This is a genomic window from Mycobacterium sp. E2733, from assembly GCF_001667585.1.
In the GTDB taxonomy this organism is placed as follows: Bacteria; Actinomycetota; Actinomycetes; order Mycobacteriales; family Mycobacteriaceae; genus Mycobacterium.
Genome location: NZ_LZJZ01000103.1, coordinates 35,832 through 52,312, shown reverse-complemented (window position 1 = coordinate 52,312; position 16,481 = coordinate 35,832). Strand labels below are relative to the sequence as shown.

Annotated in this window: 15 protein-coding genes, 1 other RNA gene and 1 pseudogene; 6 read left to right on the top strand and 11 right to left on the bottom strand. The window is 68.8% G+C overall.

The genetic code is table 11. The features are described from left to right. Nucleotides 1–7: 7 nt before the first annotated feature. From A5678_RS28205 to A5678_RS18960, 3 genes are all read right to left on the bottom strand, one after another. The gene (locus A5678_RS28205) at nucleotides 8–139 is read right to left on the bottom strand and encodes a hypothetical protein (RefSeq protein ID WP_255396926.1); all 132 of its coding nucleotides are present in this window, start codon (nucleotides 137–139) and stop codon (nucleotides 8–10) included. Nucleotides 140–231: 92 nt separating this feature from the next. Then, nucleotides 232–1,371 (bottom strand): amidohydrolase family protein, encoded by a 1,140-nt coding sequence (locus tag A5678_RS18965; protein WP_068045125.1) that lies wholly within the window; start codon nucleotides 1,369–1,371, stop codon nucleotides 232–234. A gap of 330 nt (nucleotides 1,372–1,701) precedes the next feature. Further along, complete coding sequence (locus A5678_RS18960; RefSeq protein WP_068045124.1) at nucleotides 1,702–3,201, bottom strand: aldehyde dehydrogenase family protein; 1,500 nt, start codon at nucleotides 3,199–3,201, stop codon at nucleotides 1,702–1,704. Nucleotides 3,202–3,275: 74 nt separating this feature from the next. Between A5678_RS18960 and A5678_RS18955 the strand changes: the two genes are divergently transcribed. Beyond that, complete coding sequence (locus A5678_RS18955) at nucleotides 3,276–4,358, top strand: Zn-dependent alcohol dehydrogenase (RefSeq protein ID WP_068045123.1); 1,083 nt, start codon at nucleotides 3,276–3,278, stop codon at nucleotides 4,356–4,358. 49 nt (nucleotides 4,359–4,407) lie between these two features. Then, a complete protein-coding gene (locus A5678_RS18950; RefSeq protein WP_068045122.1) occupies nucleotides 4,408–5,058 on the top strand; it encodes a class I SAM-dependent methyltransferase in 651 nt (216 codons plus the stop codon). Between the two features lie 17 nt (nucleotides 5,059–5,075). Here the strand turns inward: A5678_RS18950 and A5678_RS18945 are convergent, their stop codons facing one another. From A5678_RS18945 to A5678_RS18935, 3 genes are all read right to left on the bottom strand, one after another. Next, the gene (locus tag A5678_RS18945; protein WP_068045120.1) at nucleotides 5,076–5,270 is read right to left on the bottom strand and encodes a ferredoxin; all 195 of its coding nucleotides are present in this window, start codon (nucleotides 5,268–5,270) and stop codon (nucleotides 5,076–5,078) included. Next, entirely contained in the window at nucleotides 5,267–6,436 is a 1,170-nt protein-coding gene (locus tag A5678_RS18940) for a cytochrome P450 (RefSeq protein WP_068045118.1), read from the bottom strand. The genes A5678_RS18945 and A5678_RS18940 overlap by 4 nt, the downstream gene beginning before the upstream one ends. 76 nt (nucleotides 6,437–6,512) lie before the next feature. After that, nucleotides 6,513–7,223, bottom strand: a complete 711-nt coding sequence (locus tag A5678_RS18935; protein ID WP_068045116.1) for a 2OG-Fe(II) oxygenase — start codon at nucleotides 7,221–7,223, stop codon at nucleotides 6,513–6,515. 109 nt (nucleotides 7,224–7,332) lie between these two features. Here A5678_RS18935 and rnpB point away from each other — a divergent pair. Further along, nucleotides 7,333–7,732, top strand: an RNA gene (rnpB, locus tag A5678_RS18930) — RNase P RNA component class A. A 6-nt stretch (nucleotides 7,733–7,738) separates the two neighbouring features. On the opposite strand, the gene A5678_RS18925 is transcribed toward rnpB, so the two are convergent. From A5678_RS18925 to panB, 3 genes are all read right to left on the bottom strand, one after another. Then, entirely contained in the window at nucleotides 7,739–9,271 is a 1,533-nt protein-coding gene (locus A5678_RS18925; protein ID WP_068045114.1) for a CYTH and CHAD domain-containing protein, read from the bottom strand. Between the two features lie 129 nt (nucleotides 9,272–9,400). Next, nucleotides 9,401–10,588, bottom strand: a complete 1,188-nt coding sequence (locus tag A5678_RS18920) for a 1,4-beta-xylanase (RefSeq protein WP_082945622.1) — start codon at nucleotides 10,586–10,588, stop codon at nucleotides 9,401–9,403. Nucleotides 10,589–10,742: 154 nt separating this feature from the next. After that, the gene (gene panB / locus A5678_RS18915; RefSeq protein ID WP_068045146.1) at nucleotides 10,743–11,588 is read right to left on the bottom strand and encodes a 3-methyl-2-oxobutanoate hydroxymethyltransferase; all 846 of its coding nucleotides are present in this window, start codon (nucleotides 11,586–11,588) and stop codon (nucleotides 10,743–10,745) included. Nucleotides 11,589–11,722: 134 nt separating this feature from the next. On the opposite strand from panB, the pseudogene A5678_RS18905 reads away from it, so the two are divergent. From A5678_RS18905 to A5678_RS18895, 3 genes and pseudogenes are all read left to right on the top strand, one after another. Further along, nucleotides 11,723–12,053 (top strand): annotated as a pseudogene (locus A5678_RS18905) (wax ester/triacylglycerol synthase domain-containing protein); the annotation flags it as partial. 145 nt (nucleotides 12,054–12,198) lie between these two features. After that, complete coding sequence (locus A5678_RS18900) at nucleotides 12,199–13,755, top strand: alpha/beta hydrolase (protein ID WP_068045109.1); 1,557 nt, start codon at nucleotides 12,199–12,201, stop codon at nucleotides 13,753–13,755. A 99-nt stretch (nucleotides 13,756–13,854) separates the two neighbouring features. Continuing rightward, nucleotides 13,855–15,417 (top strand): alpha/beta hydrolase, encoded by a 1,563-nt coding sequence (locus A5678_RS18895; RefSeq protein ID WP_156746989.1) that lies wholly within the window; start codon nucleotides 13,855–13,857, stop codon nucleotides 15,415–15,417. A gap of 12 nt (nucleotides 15,418–15,429) precedes the next feature. On the opposite strand, the gene A5678_RS18890 is transcribed toward A5678_RS18895, so the two are convergent. Then, entirely contained in the window at nucleotides 15,430–15,876 is a 447-nt protein-coding gene (locus A5678_RS18890) for a hypothetical protein (RefSeq protein WP_068045107.1), read from the bottom strand. Nucleotides 15,877–15,899: 23 nt separating this feature from the next. After that, nucleotides 15,900–16,412: a DUF2231 domain-containing protein gene (locus A5678_RS18885; RefSeq protein ID WP_068045105.1), complete on the bottom strand. Its 513-nt coding sequence runs from the start codon at nucleotides 16,410–16,412 to the stop codon at nucleotides 15,900–15,902. Nucleotides 16,413–16,481 lie beyond the last annotated feature (69 nt).

Genomic DNA, 16,481 nt, shown 5'->3' with positions numbered 1-16,481 from the left:
CGACTTGTCATTTCACGCACGAAATGCCGTCGGCGGTCATGCGCGTGAGGTTGGTGGGCGCCGGTTCCCGGGTGCCGGTGCCGGTGGCCGGCACGGTGGTGACGGCGGCTGCGGAGGTCGTGGTCGGTGATTCCGACATGACAGCAGCGAGAGTAACCACGTCGCCGCCGTTTAACCATTGTCTGCCCAGGTGGAGGCCGCTTTGGGGCGACGGTCGATCAGGCCGGGCGGTTATCGGTTGAGCAACAAGTCAATGTTGGCGTGAAAGAGGCCGGGCATTTCCGGTTCCTGGCAGTCCATCTTCCGGTAGTCGTTCAGCGGCGTAGCCGTGCCTTCGGAGTGCGGATAGTCGCTGCAGAACATGAATACGTCGCCGGTCAGTTCGGCCAGCTGCTTGGGGTTCTCGTACGAGAAGGAGGACACCCGAACGTGGTCGAGGAAGTATTGGCTCGGTCGCCGCGACAGGTTCGTCGTGGGCTTGCCGTTGAGCTTGGTGGTGAAGTCAAACGCACCGTCCAACATCAGCAGAAACTGCGGGACCCAGGCGGAGCTGAGCTCGACCACCCCGAAGCGCAGACCAGGATGACGGTCGAAGACGCCGTGCAGGATCAGGTCGGACAACGCCAACGCCGGTGGCACCCAAAGAAATACGGCTTCGGTGGCGGGCACCAGGTCCTGCGCCGGATCGTCGTGGTACCAGCAATCGTCCAAGACGCGCACCTGATCCGCGACGTGGAACACCGGCGTGACCGCGTGATCGACGAATGCGGACCAGATCCGGTCGTGCTCGGGGTGCGAGAGTTCCCGCCCGTCCACCGGCCCCGCGCCGACCATGGCCAGCGTGATGCCGGAGCGCGCCAACATATCGAGCTGGGCCTCGAGCCACTCCGGATCGCGCAGCGTCAGATGTGCCACCGGATGCAGCCGCGCGCCACCATCCGCTCGCACGTGGGCGCACCACCGGTTCCACGCCGCCATGTTGGCGGTCATCGCCGGAAGGGACGGCGACAAGCGGCGCTCCCACAGGAGGCCGAAATTGGGAAACAGGACCGCCTCGTCGAGTCCCGCGTCGTCGAGCCAGCGAAGCCGCGACGCGGGCTCCCAGTAGGCGGCAGGCAACGCTTCGTCGTACCGATAGGCGGCCGGTTCGCCGGCCCGGCGACGGATGCGGTGCTCCCCGCAGGATGCGGTATTGCCTGGCAGGTGAACGTCGGCGAGCGCGAGGTGAGCGCCGTGCCAGCTCAGCCAGGTGTAGCCCAGCTCGTCGTCGACCAGGTTCAACGCGTCGGCGCGCACGGCCGGGTCGATGTATTCGCTCCACAGCGAACGGCTCTCGTAGAGGTGCTGGTCCGAGTCGACGATGCGAGCCATACCGCCAGTTGTCCCACCGCCCTCCGGCCGCGTCAAGGGCCGCGGCCCGTAGCGACGCGGCAAACTGGATTGACGATTCGCGACGCGTCACCGTCGAAAGTGATTAGCATTTGTTTGCTTGGCAACAGCGAAGTGGGCGCGTGGAACGGCGACAAGATGACCGTCGTCGGCGATATCGCCGGCCCTTAACCCATGCGGCCCAAGGACTTCGGATTTGGCCGTCTCCGCAACGCATTACTTGTTCTTGCTGAGGTTGGCTCGTCATCGGGTGTGCGTTCTGTACTTTCAGTGTGAGCCACCGACAGCCGCCAGCGCACGATCGAACGCGCCCTAGCCGGGGGCGGGATGCCGCACGAACGTCCGCGGCTGGGTGAACGCGCGGATACCGTCAACGCCGAGTTCGCGGCCGAGGCCGGACTGGCCGCAGCCGCCGAACGGCAGCCGCGGGTCCTGGGCGGCCAGACCGTGGCAGTTGACGCTGACCGTGCCCGCGACGAGCTGCCCGGTGATCCGATCTGCCAGCTCGTCGTCGCCGGTCCAGACCGACGCGGTGAGGCCGAATTCCGTTGCGTTGGCAGCGGTTACGGCGTCCTCGATGGCGTCGTACCCGAAAAGGGGCAGCACCGGACCGAACTGCTCCTCGGTGGCCAGCCGGGAATCCGGCGCCAGGCCGGTGACCACGGTCGGCAGCGCGAAATACCCACCCGAGGCGGCGTCCTCTTCGCGAATCCGTCCGCCGGTGCGCACCGTCGCGCCCCGCGCCTCGGCCTCACCGACGAGCGCCGCGACCCGGTCGCGGCCGGCGGCCGTGTGCAGCGGGCCGAGCGTGGTCTCGTCGGCGAGGCCGTCGCCGATCACCTCGCGTTCGCAGCGGGCCAGCACCGCCTCGGCCAGCTCGCCGACCCGCTCCGCGGGCGCATACAGCCGCTTGATCGCCATGCAGACCTGGCCGCCGGTGGTGTAGGTCGCGGTCACCAACCGCTCGACCAGCTCTTCAGTGACCTCGATGTCGGAGGCGATGATCGCGGCGTCGTTGCCCCCGAGTTCGAGCAGCACCGGGGTGAGGCGCGCGGCGGCCGCCGCCATGACCGCGCGCCCGGTGGCGACGCCGCCGGTCAGAGAGATGAGGTCGATACCCGGGTGGGTGACCAGCGCCTGGGCGAGCTCGCTGCCGGGCCCGGCCAGCACGTTGACCACGCCCGGCGGCAGCGCCGCGGCCAGCGCCCCGGCCAGCCGCAGCGTCGCCAGCGGGCAACTCGGTGGCACCTTGACGACGGCGGTATTGCCCGCGCTCAGCGCCGACGCCAGCTTCGTCATCGTCAGCGCGAGCGGCCAGTTGAACGGCAGCACCAGCGCGGCCACGCCGAACGGCTCCCGGTGCAGGCGCGGGTAGGGGGCGTTCGGGTCGACCTGCTCGGGCGCCACCGCGGCCGCGGCCATCGACCCGATCAGCGCGGCCAGGCCGGGGGCGGTGCTGATCTCGAAGTTGGCCTCGCTCAGCACCTTTCCGTGCTCGCGGGTGTACAGCCGCGCGCCGCCGGCAGCTGTCAGCTGTTCGGCGGCGGTGGCCGCCGCGGCCGTCAGGGCGGCGACCCGCTCGGCGACGCCCAGCGCCCGCCACCCGGGCACCGCCCGCCGTGCCGCCGCCACGGCGGCGTCGAGCTGGGCGCGGTCGGCGGCGGGGGCATGGTCGACGACTTCGCTCGGCCGCGCGGGGTTGCGCACCGCGTAGCTTCCGGCGGCGCCGGCCTGCGGTTGGCCGCCGATCGTCAAAACCGGCTCGTCACCCGCCGTTTGGCTGCCGCGCGCGATCGTCGTTGATCCCGTCATGACCGTCTCCCTTGACCCCGTGCGGTTGTCCAGCCATCGTAGGTCGCTATGACCTGCATCACAGTGTGGACCTTATGAAAGCCATCGTGCTGCGCGAGGTCGGGCAGCCCACCGCGGTGGAGGAGCTCGCGCTGCGGCCCCTCGGCGCCACCGAGGTACGGGTGCAACTGCGCGCCAGCGGCGTGTGCCACAGCGATCTGTCGCTGCGCGACGGGTCGATACCGACGCTGCTGCCGTCCACGCTCGGCCACGAGGGCGCCGGGATCGTCGCCGAGGTGGGCGACGGCGTCACCACGGTCGGCCCGGGTGACCACGTCGTGTTGACGTGGAACGTGCCATGCCGGTCCTGCCCGCATTGCCTGCGCGGCGAGGCCCAGCTGTGCGTGCACGGCTATGACCACGCCTACGGCGGTCCGTATGCGGAAAGCGCCGGCGGCCCGGTTTGGCCCGGCATGGGGGTCGGGTCGCTGGCCGAGGAGACGCTGCTGCCGGCCGCGGCGGTGGTCCCGGTCGACGAGTCGCTGCCGCTCGAGCACGCCGCCCTGCTGGGCTGCGGCGTCACCACCGGCGTCGGCGCGGTGATGCGGACGGCGGCCGTGCGACCGGGGGACAGCGTGCTCGTGATCGGCTGCGGCGGCGTGGGTTTGGCCGCCATCCAGGGCGCGCGGCTGGCCGGCGCCGCGCGCATCATCGCCGCCGACCGGGTGGCCGGCCAGCTTCCCGCCGCTTCGGCCAACGGGGCGACCGACACCATCGACGCCGGCGAGGCCGACCTCGTCGCTGCGGTGCGTGATGTGACCGGGGGCGCCGGCGTCGACCACGGGATCGAGGTGGTGGGCAAGCCCGCCACGATGCGCCTGGCCTTCGAGGCGACCCGCCGCGGCGGCAAGGTCACCCTGGTGGGCGCCGCCGGGATCGCCGAGGAGGTGACGTTCCCCGCGCTGTCGTTGATGGCCGACGGCAAGACGGTGCAGGGCAGCGTCTACGGCGCCAGCGACCCGGCGCGCGACATCCCGGTGCTCGCCGAACTCGCCCGACGCGGCAGGCTGGACCTCGAGGCGTTGGTCACCCGGCGGATCGGCATCGACGACGTCGAGACCGCGTTCAGCGACATGACCGCAGGCCGGGGAGCGCGCAGCGTGGTCTGCTTCGCCTGAACGTGCGCCGCGCGGCAGTTGTCGCGAACGCCGTAAGGAGGACGCTTGTATGGCGCTAAGCCTCAGCCAGGCTCGTCGGGTCTATAACCGCATCGGCCGCGTCCAGGATTGGCAGGCCTTCTATGAGGACGCGGCGACGGACCTTCTCGTGGCAAACGCGGCACTGGCAGGCGAGCAGAAGATCTTCGAGTTCGGTTGCGGCACAGGCCGATTGGCCGCACGCCTGCTGGAGTCGCTGCCTTCTAGCACCACCTACCTCGGCGTGGACATCAGCCCTGTGATGATCGACCTAGCCACCCGTCGGCTCGCCGCGTGGCCCGCGCGCGCCCGGGTCGTGTTGGTGGACGGCTCGCTCCCACTGCCGGCCAACGACGGGTTCGCCGATCGGGTGTTCTCCACGTTCGTCTTTGACTTGCTCGATCCCGACTACGCGCGGGCTGTAGTCGACGATCTGCGGAGGATTCTCCGTCCGGACGGTCGGCTCTGCATCGCCAGCCTCACATCCGGAGACCGGCCGTTTGAACGGGCCGTCTCGCGAACCTGGATGGGGCTGTGGCGGGTGGCGCCTCAGCTGATGGGCGGGTGCCGGCCCATCACGGCAAGCGCATTGCTGGGCCACGACTGGCAGGTCCTGTACCAGTCGCGGGTGCATCGGCTTGGGCTTGTTATCGACGCCCTGATCGCGGCTCCCGGCACCTGACAGCACCGACGGGGTCCTCAGCGCGACAGCGTGATCGCCTGCTCCGGGCAGTTCTGCTCGCCGGCGACGGCCTGCGCCTCGAGGTCACCCGAGACGTCCTCCACGAGCACGACGCAATGACCCACCTCGTCGGCATCGAAGACGTCGGGCGCCAGGGTGTAGCAGCGCCCGTGGCCGGTGCAGCGGTCGGGGTCGACGGCGACGCGAGTCATGGCGCCGAAAAGACCAGTGGTAGCGACTCCACCGACCGCAGCGCGGCGGTGTAGCTCAGCTGGGTGCCGGGCTTGATCTCGTAATCCGGTATGCGCCGGTGGAATTCGCGCAACGCCACCCGCAGCTCCATGCGGGCGAGGTGGGAGCCGAGGCAACGGTGGGGGCCACCGCCGAACGCGCGGTGCCGGTTCGGGTTGCGGGTGAAGTCCACCAGCTCCGGGTCGGCGAACTCGGCCGGGTCGGTGTTGGCCGCGCCGAGCAGCGGGCTGACCCGTTCGCCCTTGCTGATGGGGCAGCCGCCCACCTCGGTGTCGTGCATGGCGACCCGGGCGACCCCGGGCACCGGCGTCTCCCAGCGCAACAGCTCCTCGATGGCGCTCGGCAGCACGTCGGGCTGCTCGACGAGATGGCGGCGGTGGTCGGGATGGCGGGCCAGGTACACGAAAAAGCAGTCCAGCGAGTCGGTCACCGTGTCCAGCCCCGCGATGAGGAACAGGAAGCAGATGTCGAGCAGCTCCTCGCGCGACAGCGGCTGGCCCTCGATGGTGGCCGCGATCATCGCGGAAAGCACATCATCTCGCGGGCTGGCGATGTGGTCGTCGATGGCGCGGTCGAAGTAGTCGTAAATCTGTTGCGCCACCGCTGCGGAGCTTTCGTGGCGGCGGTCGAACCCGGAGTCGCCCTCGGGGCGGATCACTCCGTCCTTCCATTTCAGAAACTTGTCGAGGTCGTCCAGCGGCAACCCGAGCAATTGCAGAAAGACGGTGCAGGGAAGGGGAACCGCGAACTCGGCGTGGAAGTCGCATTCGCCCCGGTCGGCGAAGCGGTCGATCATCTCGTTCACCAGCTCGGTGACGCGGGGTTCGCGCCGGGCCATCTCTCGCGGGGTGAACAGCGGGTCGAGGATGCGGCGGTACTTCGCGTGCTCGGGCGGGTCGATCTGCAGGGGGATCAGCGGCCGAATGTTGCCGAGGTCGACGGCGTCCATGTTCGACGAGAACAGCTCGGTGTGTTTGAGCGCCATCTCGATGTCGGCGAGGCGGCTGAGGACCACCGCCTGCGGGGAGCGGAACACGGGCGTCGTTTCGCGCAGCGCCTTGTACATCGGTTGTGGCTCCGCGAGACCCGTCACCGTCTGGTCAACGAACCCTTCCGTATCTGTCATCTGGTCAGACTGGCACCAACATCCCCGCTGGGCAATGGTCAATGCTAAGCGGTCGCCCAGCCCGGCCCGACTACCCTCAGGCGGCGTCGTGAAAGATCAGCCCCATGGCGTAGCGCTCACCGGAGCGTACGACCGACACCCCGTGCCGTACGGGCGCCGCGGACCAGCCGCGGCTCGAGGGCACCGGCCGCTCCCGCGTGGTGAACGCGAAGCCGTGGCCCTGCGGCAGTTGCGTTGCCGTGCCGCGGGATTGCGCGCGCGGCCGCTGTTCGACGAGCAGGAATTCGCCGCCGGTGTAGTCGGTGTCGGGTTCGCTCAGGTTGATCACCACCTGGAGCGGAAAAACCAAGTCGCCGTAGAGGTCTCGGTGCAGGGCGTTCCAGTCGCCCGGACCGTACTTGAGCATCAGCGCGGTGGACCTGGTCTGGCCGGCCGCATGGCAGGTGGCCAGCCAGTCGTCGAGGCTGTCCGGCCAGGGGGCATCGCGGCCCAGCCTTGCCCACCAGTCGCGGGCGATCGGCAACAGGCGGGGATACAGCGCCTGTTTGAGCTCCTCGATCGGGTCGGGATACGGCGTGTCGAAGTACCGGTACTGCCCGGCGCCGTACCGCCTGGGCGCCATGTCGATGGTCGAGCGGAACAGCGCGTCGTCGCCGTAGAGCTTGCGGAGCCGGGCCGCCTCGCTGGTGGTGACCAGCCGCGGCAGCAGCGCCCCGCCGTACTCGCCGACCGCGGTGGCGACGGCGTCCCAGTCGCCGGAGTCGACGCGCTTCTTCCACCGCGACATTCGCGTCCTTCCGTGTGGGCTGTCTGCGCGGTCCACGATAGAGCCGCCCCGATCCTTCGATAGTTGCTGGCCCCGGCATCGCGCAGGTAGTACCGTGGATCGTCGCGGACGAGTTGGCCGGGCGGCCGCGGACCGTCGCAAGGCGGTTCGAGGAAAGTCCGGACTTCACAGAGCAGGGTGATTGCTAACGGCAATCCGAGGTGACTCGCGGGACAGTGCCACAGAAAACAGACCGCCACCTTCGCGGTGGTAAGGGTGAAACGGTGCGGTAAGAGCGCACCAGCATCCCGGGTGACCGGGGTGGCTAGGCAAACCCCACCCGAAGCAAGGCCAAGAAGGCCGCACCGAAGGGTGCGGCCGCGCAGGCGTCCGAGGGTTGCTCGCCCGAGCCTGCGGGTAGGCCGCTTGAGGCACCCGGTGACGGTGTGTCCAGATGGATGGCCGCCACTGTGCATCTTCGCTACCGGAGGTGTGCAGAACAGAATCCGGCTTACAGGCCGACTCGTCCGCCCTGCTCAGTGTCGGGCCTTGTGCACCGCCTTGGCGAGTTTGCGCAACGCGTCGTCGAGCTGCTGCTCGCACCGCTCGGCCAGGTCCGCCTCCTGCTGGTACAGCAGGCCGTAGGTGAAGGTGTCCTCGCCGGCGGCGTGCGCGGCTTCGGATTCGTGGCGCAGGTGTTCGCGGCTGACCACGCTGTCCTGGTGGTCGCCCAGCAGCGACTGGACGGCCTTCGACTGCTCGGAAACCCTGTCCTCGCCGGTGGCCGCCGCGGTGTAGCGAAGTCGCTTGGCCCGCTTGCGGATCCGGTGGATCGCCGCGTCGCGCTCGTGTTGGTCGTCCGGGTGGTCCCGGTCAACCTGAGCGGCGGCCTTGGCGGCCTTCCGGACCTTCTTGTACGCGGCGTCGATGGTGACCGGCGCGTGCTCCTCGTCCGAGGCGCTGCCGGGGGACTGCGCCGCTATCGCGTCCAGGGCGTCCAGCAACCGGAAATAGCGCTGCGAACGCATGGCCATCAGCGACCGGCGCAGTCCGGTCTGGTAGCGGCGCTGGGCGCCCCCGACCAGCCGCTCGTGCACCGGCCCGCGCACCAAATCCGGTGTCAGCCCGTCTAATTCACGTTCGTAGCGCTCCGCAAGGACCTCGGCGTCGCGCGCGACGCCGAGGATGCCCGCCAGCTCGCGCAGCTCGTCGAGAACCCAGCCCTCGTCGGGCAGTCCGAACGATTCCTGGTAGTCGCGCAGCAGGCTGCGCAGCTTGCGGGTGGTGACCCGCATCTGGTGAATGGAATCGAAGGCATCGGCCCGCACGGCGCGATCCCACACCAACAGTTCGCGAATCTGCTCGGCCACCGCGCGCTGCAGCGGGTGCTCGGCGGGCTGCGCGCCGTCGGGCTGCGGCGTGGTGCCCAGCACGCGTGCCAGCTTGGAGGCATGACCGGCGGGCGCGGCGCCGGCGTCGAGCAGGCGGTTACCCAAGCGGTTCAACAGCTCGGTATCCGGGGCCCCGTTCTTCTCGGCGAGTTCGAGTTCCCACTCGCGCCATTCCTGCTGGGTGGGCTCCAGGTCGGCGTCCTCGGAAGTACGGGCCGACCACGCGGTGACGTGGTCATTGCTGAACTCCGCCAGCGGCGCGCCGTCGGCGGCGTAGAGCACCTGGCTTTCGCGTTGGGTGGTGATCCGCGCGACCGGTACGAGGGGGCGGTCGCGGACGATCGCCAGCACGACGTCCACCAACTCCTCCGGCACGGTGTCGGCGCCGGATGCGTCCAGCGGCACCCGGACCTCGGTGCGGGCCTCGGGACCGGTCGGCAGCTTGAGGTGCCACCCCGCATCCGAGCCGCCGGTACGGCGGCGCAGCGTGATCTTGTTGCGGGCGAGGTCCTGCCCGGGGGTGTCGAAGTACGTCGCGTCCAGTGTCTGAGTCGGCGACTTGTCGACGTGCGACACCGCGGCGATGCCCTCGAACGAAGGTGACACGGTGGAATCGCCGACGTCGAACTTGCGCTCCACCTCTCGATGGCGTGAGGGTTGCGGCGCTTTTGCAGGCATTTTCGGCTCCGTTGCGGCGCGTCGCCGCGGCCTCGAACGTCGTGGACGGTGTGCTGGGTTCTCATAGCCTGCCATACCGCGGCGACGCGGATGGCGGCGATGGCCGCGCGCTGTCGCCGGCCTACGGCGCTACGGCGGGGGCGGTGGCGGATCTTCGCGGAGGTGCATCGCCAGGCCGCCCAGCTCGCGGATGGTCTGCATCTCGGAATCGCGGAACGGCCGCCCGTCGGGCGCGAGCAGGTCGTGGAACCACTCAGCCGGCATAGCCGGGTAGGGGTGCTCCCAGGAATCCCAGGGAAAGAAGGTCTGCGTTTTCCCGGCGACCAGCCCCCAGTTGAACGCGCCGACGTTGTAGCGCTTCGCGATGGGCAGCACACCCTGGACGGTGCTGCCCAATGGCCGGGCCATGTATTCGGTGCACAGGATCGGGCGCCCCAGGGGTGTGAGCTCGGCGATGCGGCTCTCGAACTGCGCGGGCGGGTCATAGGAGTGGAAGGTGATCACGTCGGAGTTGTCCAGCTGAATGCCGGTGATGGTGCTGCGGCGGGCGGGGTCCGCCCACTCGCCGTCCCAGACGGCGCTCGTCAGCGGTTGGGATGGATCGACCGAACGAGCCCAGCCGAACACCTGCGGCAGCAGGTCGGCGACCAGGTCGAGCTTGTCGGCCCGCTCGACCGAGCGGTAGTACTTCGACGGGTTGTCGGGCTCGTTCCACAGGTCCCAGCCCAAAACGCGGTCGTCGGTGCGGAACTGAGTCAGCACCCCGGTTACGTAGCCGCGCAGGGTCGGGATGTAGGTGGGTTCACCCAGGCGTTGCGCACCCGGGCTCTGCACCCAGCCCGAGTTGTGCACGCCGGGCCGCGGCGGGCGCTGCGGACCGGATTGGGGGTGAGGATCCCAGCAGGAGTCGAACAAGACGAACAGCGGCTTGATGTCGTGGCGCGCCGCGATGTCGACGAACTGGGCGAGGCGGACTTGGAACTCTCGAGGGCCCTGCTCCCACAGCAGGTCGTGCAGGAAGACGCGCACCGCGTTGAGGCCGTTGGTGTGGGCCCAGCCCAGCTCGGTGTCGATCCGTCGGGGGTCGAACGTGTCGGCCTGAAACATCTCGAGTTGGTTGACCGCGTTCGATGTGATGTAGTTCGCGCCGACCAACCACCCCTGCGCCTGATACCAACGGTTCGCGCGCTCGGGGGACCAGCGGCTGCCCTGCGGCGAGGTGCCAGGCGCGGGTTGCGCGGCCGCGCGAGGTGCTCGGCTCAGCGCAGCGCCTCCTGCCAGTAGAAGTGGAATCTTGAGCACCGTTCGACGGTGCACGAAGTCACCGCAAATCCCCCGGTCGATGTGTTCACCCTTGCTCTCGGAGTAGAGACTTTATCCAAGAGTGATCGTACCTGCCTGCCACACAAGGAGTTTCGGAATTGACAGGATTCGTGGGGTTGTGGTGGGCGGAAACCTCTGGTCGCGTCCGTCAGAAGCAGTGCTCGTCGGCCGGGAAGACCCCTTCGGCCACTTCTTGCGCATATTGGATTGCGGCCCGGCGCAATTCCCCGCCGATGTCGCCGAACCGCTTGACGAAGCGGGCGGTCTTGCCACTGCTGACGCCGGCCATGTCCTGCCACACCAGCACCTGGCCGTCGCAGTTCGGGCCGGCCCCGATGCCGATGGTCGGGATGGTGAGCTTGCCGGTGATCTGGGTGGCCAGGTCGGCCGGCACCATCTCCATGACGACCGAGAAGGCGCCGGCTTCGGCGACGGCGATCGCGTCGGCGACGGTCTGTTCCGCGGCGTCGCCGCGGCCCTGCACCCGGAAGCCGCCCAAGCTGTTCACGCTTTGGGGCGTGAACCCGATGTGCGCCATCACGGGGATGCCCGCCGCGGTCAGGCAGGCGACCTGCTCGGCTACCCGCTCGCCGCCCTCGAGCTTGACGGCGTGCGCGCCGCCCTCCTTCATGAATCGGGTGGCCGACGCCAGGGCCGCGGAAGGCCCCGCCTCGTAGCTGCCGAACGGCAGGTCCGCGACGACCAGGGCGTGACGGGCGCCCCGCACGACGCCGCGCACCAGCGGGATCATCTCGTCGATCGAGACCGGCACCGTGGTGTCGTAGCCGTACACGACGTTGGCGGCCGAGTCGCCGACCAGCAGGACCGGAATGCCCGCCTCGTCGAAGATCCGGGCGGTCGAATAGTCGTAGGCCGTGAGCATCGCCCACTTGTGCCCTTCGGCCTTCATTTTCTGCAGGTGGTGCGTGCGGATTTTGGTGAGTGGCTGCGCGTGCTCAGACGTGCCTGCGCCGTAGAGGTTTTGCTCAGACATCATTGTCCCTATGGATGGTCGGGTCGATCCTCGTGGCCCTCAGGTTTGGGAAAATCCTGGGCGGGTCCCCGGGTTCGTCTGACGGTGCCATTCTGCCATTTCTTTTCTTCGGTTGCACCGTCCATGTGACGGCCGCCACACTGCGGCGGGGGCGCGAGGGCCAAGCGATGGCCCGGCCGTTCGCCGCGCCGGCCACCGTGTTCAACGCCCGGATCACCGAACGCCGAAACATCGCGTAGGCAGAATTGAATCTCGCCGACATCAAAAGGGTGAAGAACCGTTTCGGGGTCAAAGTCGAAGACGTGGTGATGGCGTTGGTTTCCGCTGTGCTGCGCCAATTCCTGGCCGATCGAATTGCTTTGCCGGATTCGCCGTTGGTGGCGTCGGTGCGGGTTTCCGGGCATGACAAATCCGACCGGCCCCGGCCGCAACCAAATGTCGGCCGTGTTCTCCAGCCTGCATACCGGCATGGGCTGCCCTCGTGCTCGGACCTGTGGGAGGTGGCCGACGAGTTCGCGGTGGGAATGGAGGAACTGTTCGCTGTCACCCGGTGACCGCCGGTGGTGCCGCTCATGAGGATCTCAGGTTTCCTCTGGCAGCATATGTTGGCATGGGTCTGTCTCGCCGCGACAAGATCGCGCGCACGCTGCTGGTTTGGACAACGGTCGCTGCCGTGGCGCTCCTTCTCGCGGGCTGTGTGCGCGTCGTCGACGGCCGCGCCCTCCTGGCGGAGCCGAAGCTCGGGCAGGCCGTGGAGTGGACCCCCTGTCGGACGGCGAACCCAAAGGTCAAGATTCCCGCCGGAGCACTGTGCGGCAAGCTCGCGGTTCCGGTCGACTACGACCACCTCGACGGTGACGTGGCGACGCTGGCGATGATCCGGTTTCCCGCGACGGGGGACAAGATCGGTTCGTTGGTGATCAACCCCGGCGGTCCGGGCGAGTCCGGTATGGAGGCCGCCCTGGGTGTCGTTCAATCGCTGCCGAAGCGGGTCCGCGAACGGTTCGACCTGGTCGGCTTCGACCCCCGCGGGGTGGGATCGTCGCGGCCGTCCATCTGGTGCAACTCGGACGCCGACAACGACCGGCTGCGCACGGAGCCGAACGTCGACTACAGCCCGGCCGGTGTGGCCCACATCGAGAACGAAACCAAGGAATTCGTCGGCCGCTGCGTCGACAAGATGGGCAAGAACTTTCTGGCCAACGTCGGCACGGTCAACGTCGCCAGGGACCTGGACGCGATCCGCGCGGCGCTGGGCGACGACAAGCTGACGTACCTCGGCTATTCCTACGGCACCCGGATCGGCTCCGCCTACGCCGAGGCCTATCCCGACAAGGTGCGGGCGATGATCCTCGACGGCGCGGTCGACCCCAACGCGGATCCCATCGAGTCAGACCTGCGTCAAGCCAAGGGCTTTCAGGACGCGTTCAACGACTTCGCCACCGATTGCGCGAAGCAATCGAGCTGCCCGTTGGGCACCGACCCGGCCAAGGCCGTCGACGTCTACCACAGCCTGGTCGACCCGCTGGTCGACCCCAACAACCCGATGGTCGGCAGGCCCGCGCCCACGAACGACCCACGCGGACTGAGCTATAGCGACGCCATCGTCGGGACGATCATGGCGCTGTACTCGCCGACGTTGTGGCACCACCTGACCGACGGGCTGAGCGAACTGGTCAACCATCGCGGCGACACCCTGCTGGCCCTGGCCGACATGTACATGCGCCGCGACGCGCACGGTCACTACACCAATGCCACCGACGCGCGGGTGGCGATCAACTGCGTCGACCAGCCACCAATCACCGACCGGGCCAAGGTGATTGACGAAGACCGTCGCTCGCGCGAGATCGCGCCGTTCATGAGCTACGGCACGTTCACCGGCGACGCGCCCCTGGGCACCTGTGCGTTCTGGCCGGTGCCGCCAACGAGCAAGCCGCACACCATCTCCGCGCCCGGCCTGGCGCCGACCGTGGTCGTGTCGACCACCCATGATCCCGCGACGCCGTACAAGGCCGGGGTCGATCTGGCCAACCAGCTGCGCAGTTCGCTGCTGACCTACGACGGAACCCAGCACACGGTGGTGTTCCAGGGCGACGGTTGCATCGACAACTACGTCACGGCGTATCTGGTCGGCGGCGCCACGCCGCCCAGCGGCGCGAAGTGCTAGTGCGCGTACAGGTCTGACGCCGGCCGCACGTCAGAGGCACGCCAGACGAGACCAAGGCGTGACCGTTTCGCGCCGCTTCGGGTACCCGGGGCTGACACGATGACAGCCATGTCGCGCCTGAGATCATTGAGCTCGGCGCTGCTGTCATTCGGGCTGTTGGTCGGGCAATCGGCGTTGGGACTGCCGGCGGCCGGCGCCACCCCGGAAGCCGGTGCGGGGCAGACCCCCGCGCCGAAGCCGTCGGCCGCGACGCCACAGGCGTGGGGTAGCTGCGGTCAATTCGCTACGGACACAAAGGATGTCACTACCGCGCAGTGCACCGCAGTCTCGGTCCCGGTCGACTACGACAACCCGGGGGCCGGCCAAGCGAAGCTGGCGGTGATCCGCGTGCCGGCGACCGGCCAACGGATCGGCGCGCTGCTGGTCAATCCGGGTGGACCCGGCGGGTCCGCGGTGGACATGGTGATCGGGATGGCCTCGGATCTGGACGGCACGCCCATAAGGCAGAACTTCGACCTGGTCGGCTTTGACCCGCGAGGGGTGGGCCACTCGACCCCAACGCTGCGCTGCCGCAACGACGCCGAGTTCGACGCCTACCGGCGCGAGCCGATGGTCGACTACAGCCCGGCCGGAGTGGCCCACATCGAACAGCTCTATCAGCAGTTGGCCCAGCAGTGTGTCTCCCGGATGGGGAGCGGGTTTCTGGCCAACGTCGGCACGGCATCCGTGGCGCGCGACATGGACATGGTCCGTCAGGCGCTGGGCGATGATCAGATCAACTACCTCGGTTACAGCTACGGCACCGAACTGGGCACGGCGTACCTGGAGAAGTTCGGTGCCCACGTCCGGACGATGGTGCTCGACGGCGCGATCGACCCGACCGTCGGCCCGGTCGACGAAAACGTCCAGCAGATGGCGGGATTCCAAACCGCTTTCAACGATTACGCCGCCGACTGCGCCCGCTCGGCGGGCTGCCCGTTGGGCACCGACCCGGCCCAGTTCATCAACCGCTACCACGCGCTGGTCGACCCGTTGGTCGCCAAGCCGGGCCGCACGTCGGACCCCCGCGGCCTGAGCTACGCCGACGCCACCACCGGCACCATCAACGCGCTGTACACCCCGGCGCACTGGAAGTACCTGACCAGCGGGCTGCTCGGGCTGCAGCGCGGCACCGACGCGGGCGACCTGTTGCTGCTCGCCGACGACTACGAGGGCCGGGACCGCAGCGGGCACTACACCAACGATCAGGACGCCTTCAACGCGATCCGGTGCGTCGACGCGCCCGCGCCGAGGGATTCGGCGAGCTGGGTTTCCGCCGATCAGCGCATCCGCCAAGCGGCCCCCTTCCTCAGCTACGGGCAGTTCACCGGAAGCGCGCCCCGCGATCTGTGCGCGCTGTGGCCGGTCCCGGCGACGTCGACGCCGCACGCCGCGTCGCCCGCGGCGCCGGGCAAGGTGGTGGTGGTCTCCACCACGCACGACCCGGCGACCCCGTATCAGGCCGGGGTGAACCTGGCGCGCCAGCTGGGCGGCCCGTTGATCACCTACGACGGGACGCAGCACACCGCGGTGTTCAACGGCGACCAGTGTGTGGACGCGGCCGTGATGCGCTATCTCGTTGCGGGCACGTTGCCGCCCGCGTCCTACCGGTGCAAGTCGTGACCGCCTGCGCCCCTAGTCGGCTCCGATACCGACCATGGTGAGCACGACGAGGACGAGGGTGGTCACCGCCAGCACCCCGTGGGCGCCCACGACGGCGACCGGGAAGGAACGCTCGGGCGGGTTGTCACCGGAGCCGACGGCCGCCTGTTGGCTATTGACGGCTGCGGCCTGTCGCGTGCGGTAGCCGGGCACCCATCGCGCAAACATGGTCAAGCCGCCCACCGCGGCCAATGCCAGCAAGATCAAGGCCACCCAGCCGACGGGGCGGTTGGCTACCGCCAGGTAGATGATCCAGAGCACCAGCCCGGCCGCCGCCAGCAGGAAATGCCCGAAGATGAGTACGGGCGGAAACCTGGTGGCGCTGGCGCGCCGATGCCCGCCGCCGCCGACCCACTGGGCCAGTAGGTAGAAGCCGCCGCCGGCGGTCAGGATCCATAAAACGAGTGCTGCGATACCCATGATCGTTACTTCCTGTGTGTGAATCAGGAACGGAAAGCTTCGGTTTGGTCGGCCTCGCGCGCGACGCGGACCCCGTAGCGGTAGGACAACATGCCGCCCAAGGATCCCGACACCATCAGCAGGGCAAGGCTGACCGCCGACAGCACCAGCGGGCCCAGCCCGACGGCGGCGGGGTGGCCGGAGCTGCTGTGGCGCCAGACGAAGTTCACGGCGTAGGCGACGACGATGGCGATGTTGAGCGTCATGTGCAGCAGCGCGACCCGGAACGCCCGGGTGCCGGTGGGGATGGCCAGCAGATCCAGCAACCCGATCATCGCCGCCAGCAGCGCGCCAACGACACCGATCGCGATCAGCCATTCCGAGCCCTGGGCCAAGAAGCCGGGGCTTGCCACGATGCGTGAGGCGATGTCGAACACCAGGCTGCTGACCCAGGCGCCGATCGGCACGGTCACCAGGATCGGATGGAAGGGATGCCCGTAGGGCCCGGCCAACACGGCGCTGACCGGTTCTTTGGCCCGCTCGACTTCGGTGGTCATCGCGCCCTCCGTGTCGTTGGTTTCCTCGCCAGCCGATGTGGGTCCTGCTGCAACAGGCGCTTCACGCGG

Coding starts and splice junctions, on each gene's coding strand:
- A5678_RS18965 (WP_068045125.1), bottom strand. CDS start 1,371: ATGGCTCGCATCGTCGACTCGGACCAGCACCTCTACGAGAGCCGTTCG.
- A5678_RS28205 (WP_255396926.1), bottom strand. CDS start 139: ATGTCGGAATCACCGACCACGACCTCCGCAGCCGCCGTCACCACCGTG.
- A5678_RS18900 (WP_068045109.1), top strand. CDS start 12,199: ATGGGTCTGTCTCGCCGCGACAAGATCGCGCGCACGCTGCTGGTTTGG.
- panB (WP_068045146.1), bottom strand. CDS start 11,588: ATGTCTGAGCAAAACCTCTACGGCGCAGGCACGTCTGAGCACGCGCAG.
- A5678_RS18955 (WP_068045123.1), top strand. CDS start 3,276: ATGAAAGCCATCGTGCTGCGCGAGGTCGGGCAGCCCACCGCGGTGGAG.
- A5678_RS18935 (WP_068045116.1), bottom strand. CDS start 7,223: ATGTCGCGGTGGAAGAAGCGCGTCGACTCCGGCGACTGGGACGCCGTC.
- A5678_RS18890 (WP_068045107.1), bottom strand. CDS start 15,876: ATGGGTATCGCAGCACTCGTTTTATGGATCCTGACCGCCGGCGGCGGC.
- A5678_RS18885 (WP_068045105.1), bottom strand. CDS start 16,412: ATGACCACCGAAGTCGAGCGGGCCAAAGAACCGGTCAGCGCCGTGTTG.
- A5678_RS18945 (WP_068045120.1), bottom strand. CDS start 5,270: ATGACTCGCGTCGCCGTCGACCCCGACCGCTGCACCGGCCACGGGCGC.
- A5678_RS18925 (WP_068045114.1), bottom strand. CDS start 9,271: ATGCCTGCAAAAGCGCCGCAACCCTCACGCCATCGAGAGGTGGAGCGC.
- A5678_RS18960 (WP_068045124.1), bottom strand. CDS start 3,201: ATGACGGGATCAACGACGATCGCGCGCGGCAGCCAAACGGCGGGTGAC.
- A5678_RS18950 (WP_068045122.1), top strand. CDS start 4,408: ATGGCGCTAAGCCTCAGCCAGGCTCGTCGGGTCTATAACCGCATCGGC.
- A5678_RS18895 (WP_156746989.1), top strand. CDS start 13,855: ATGACAGCCATGTCGCGCCTGAGATCATTGAGCTCGGCGCTGCTGTCA.
- A5678_RS18940 (WP_068045118.1), bottom strand. CDS start 6,436: ATGACAGATACGGAAGGGTTCGTTGACCAGACGGTGACGGGTCTCGCG.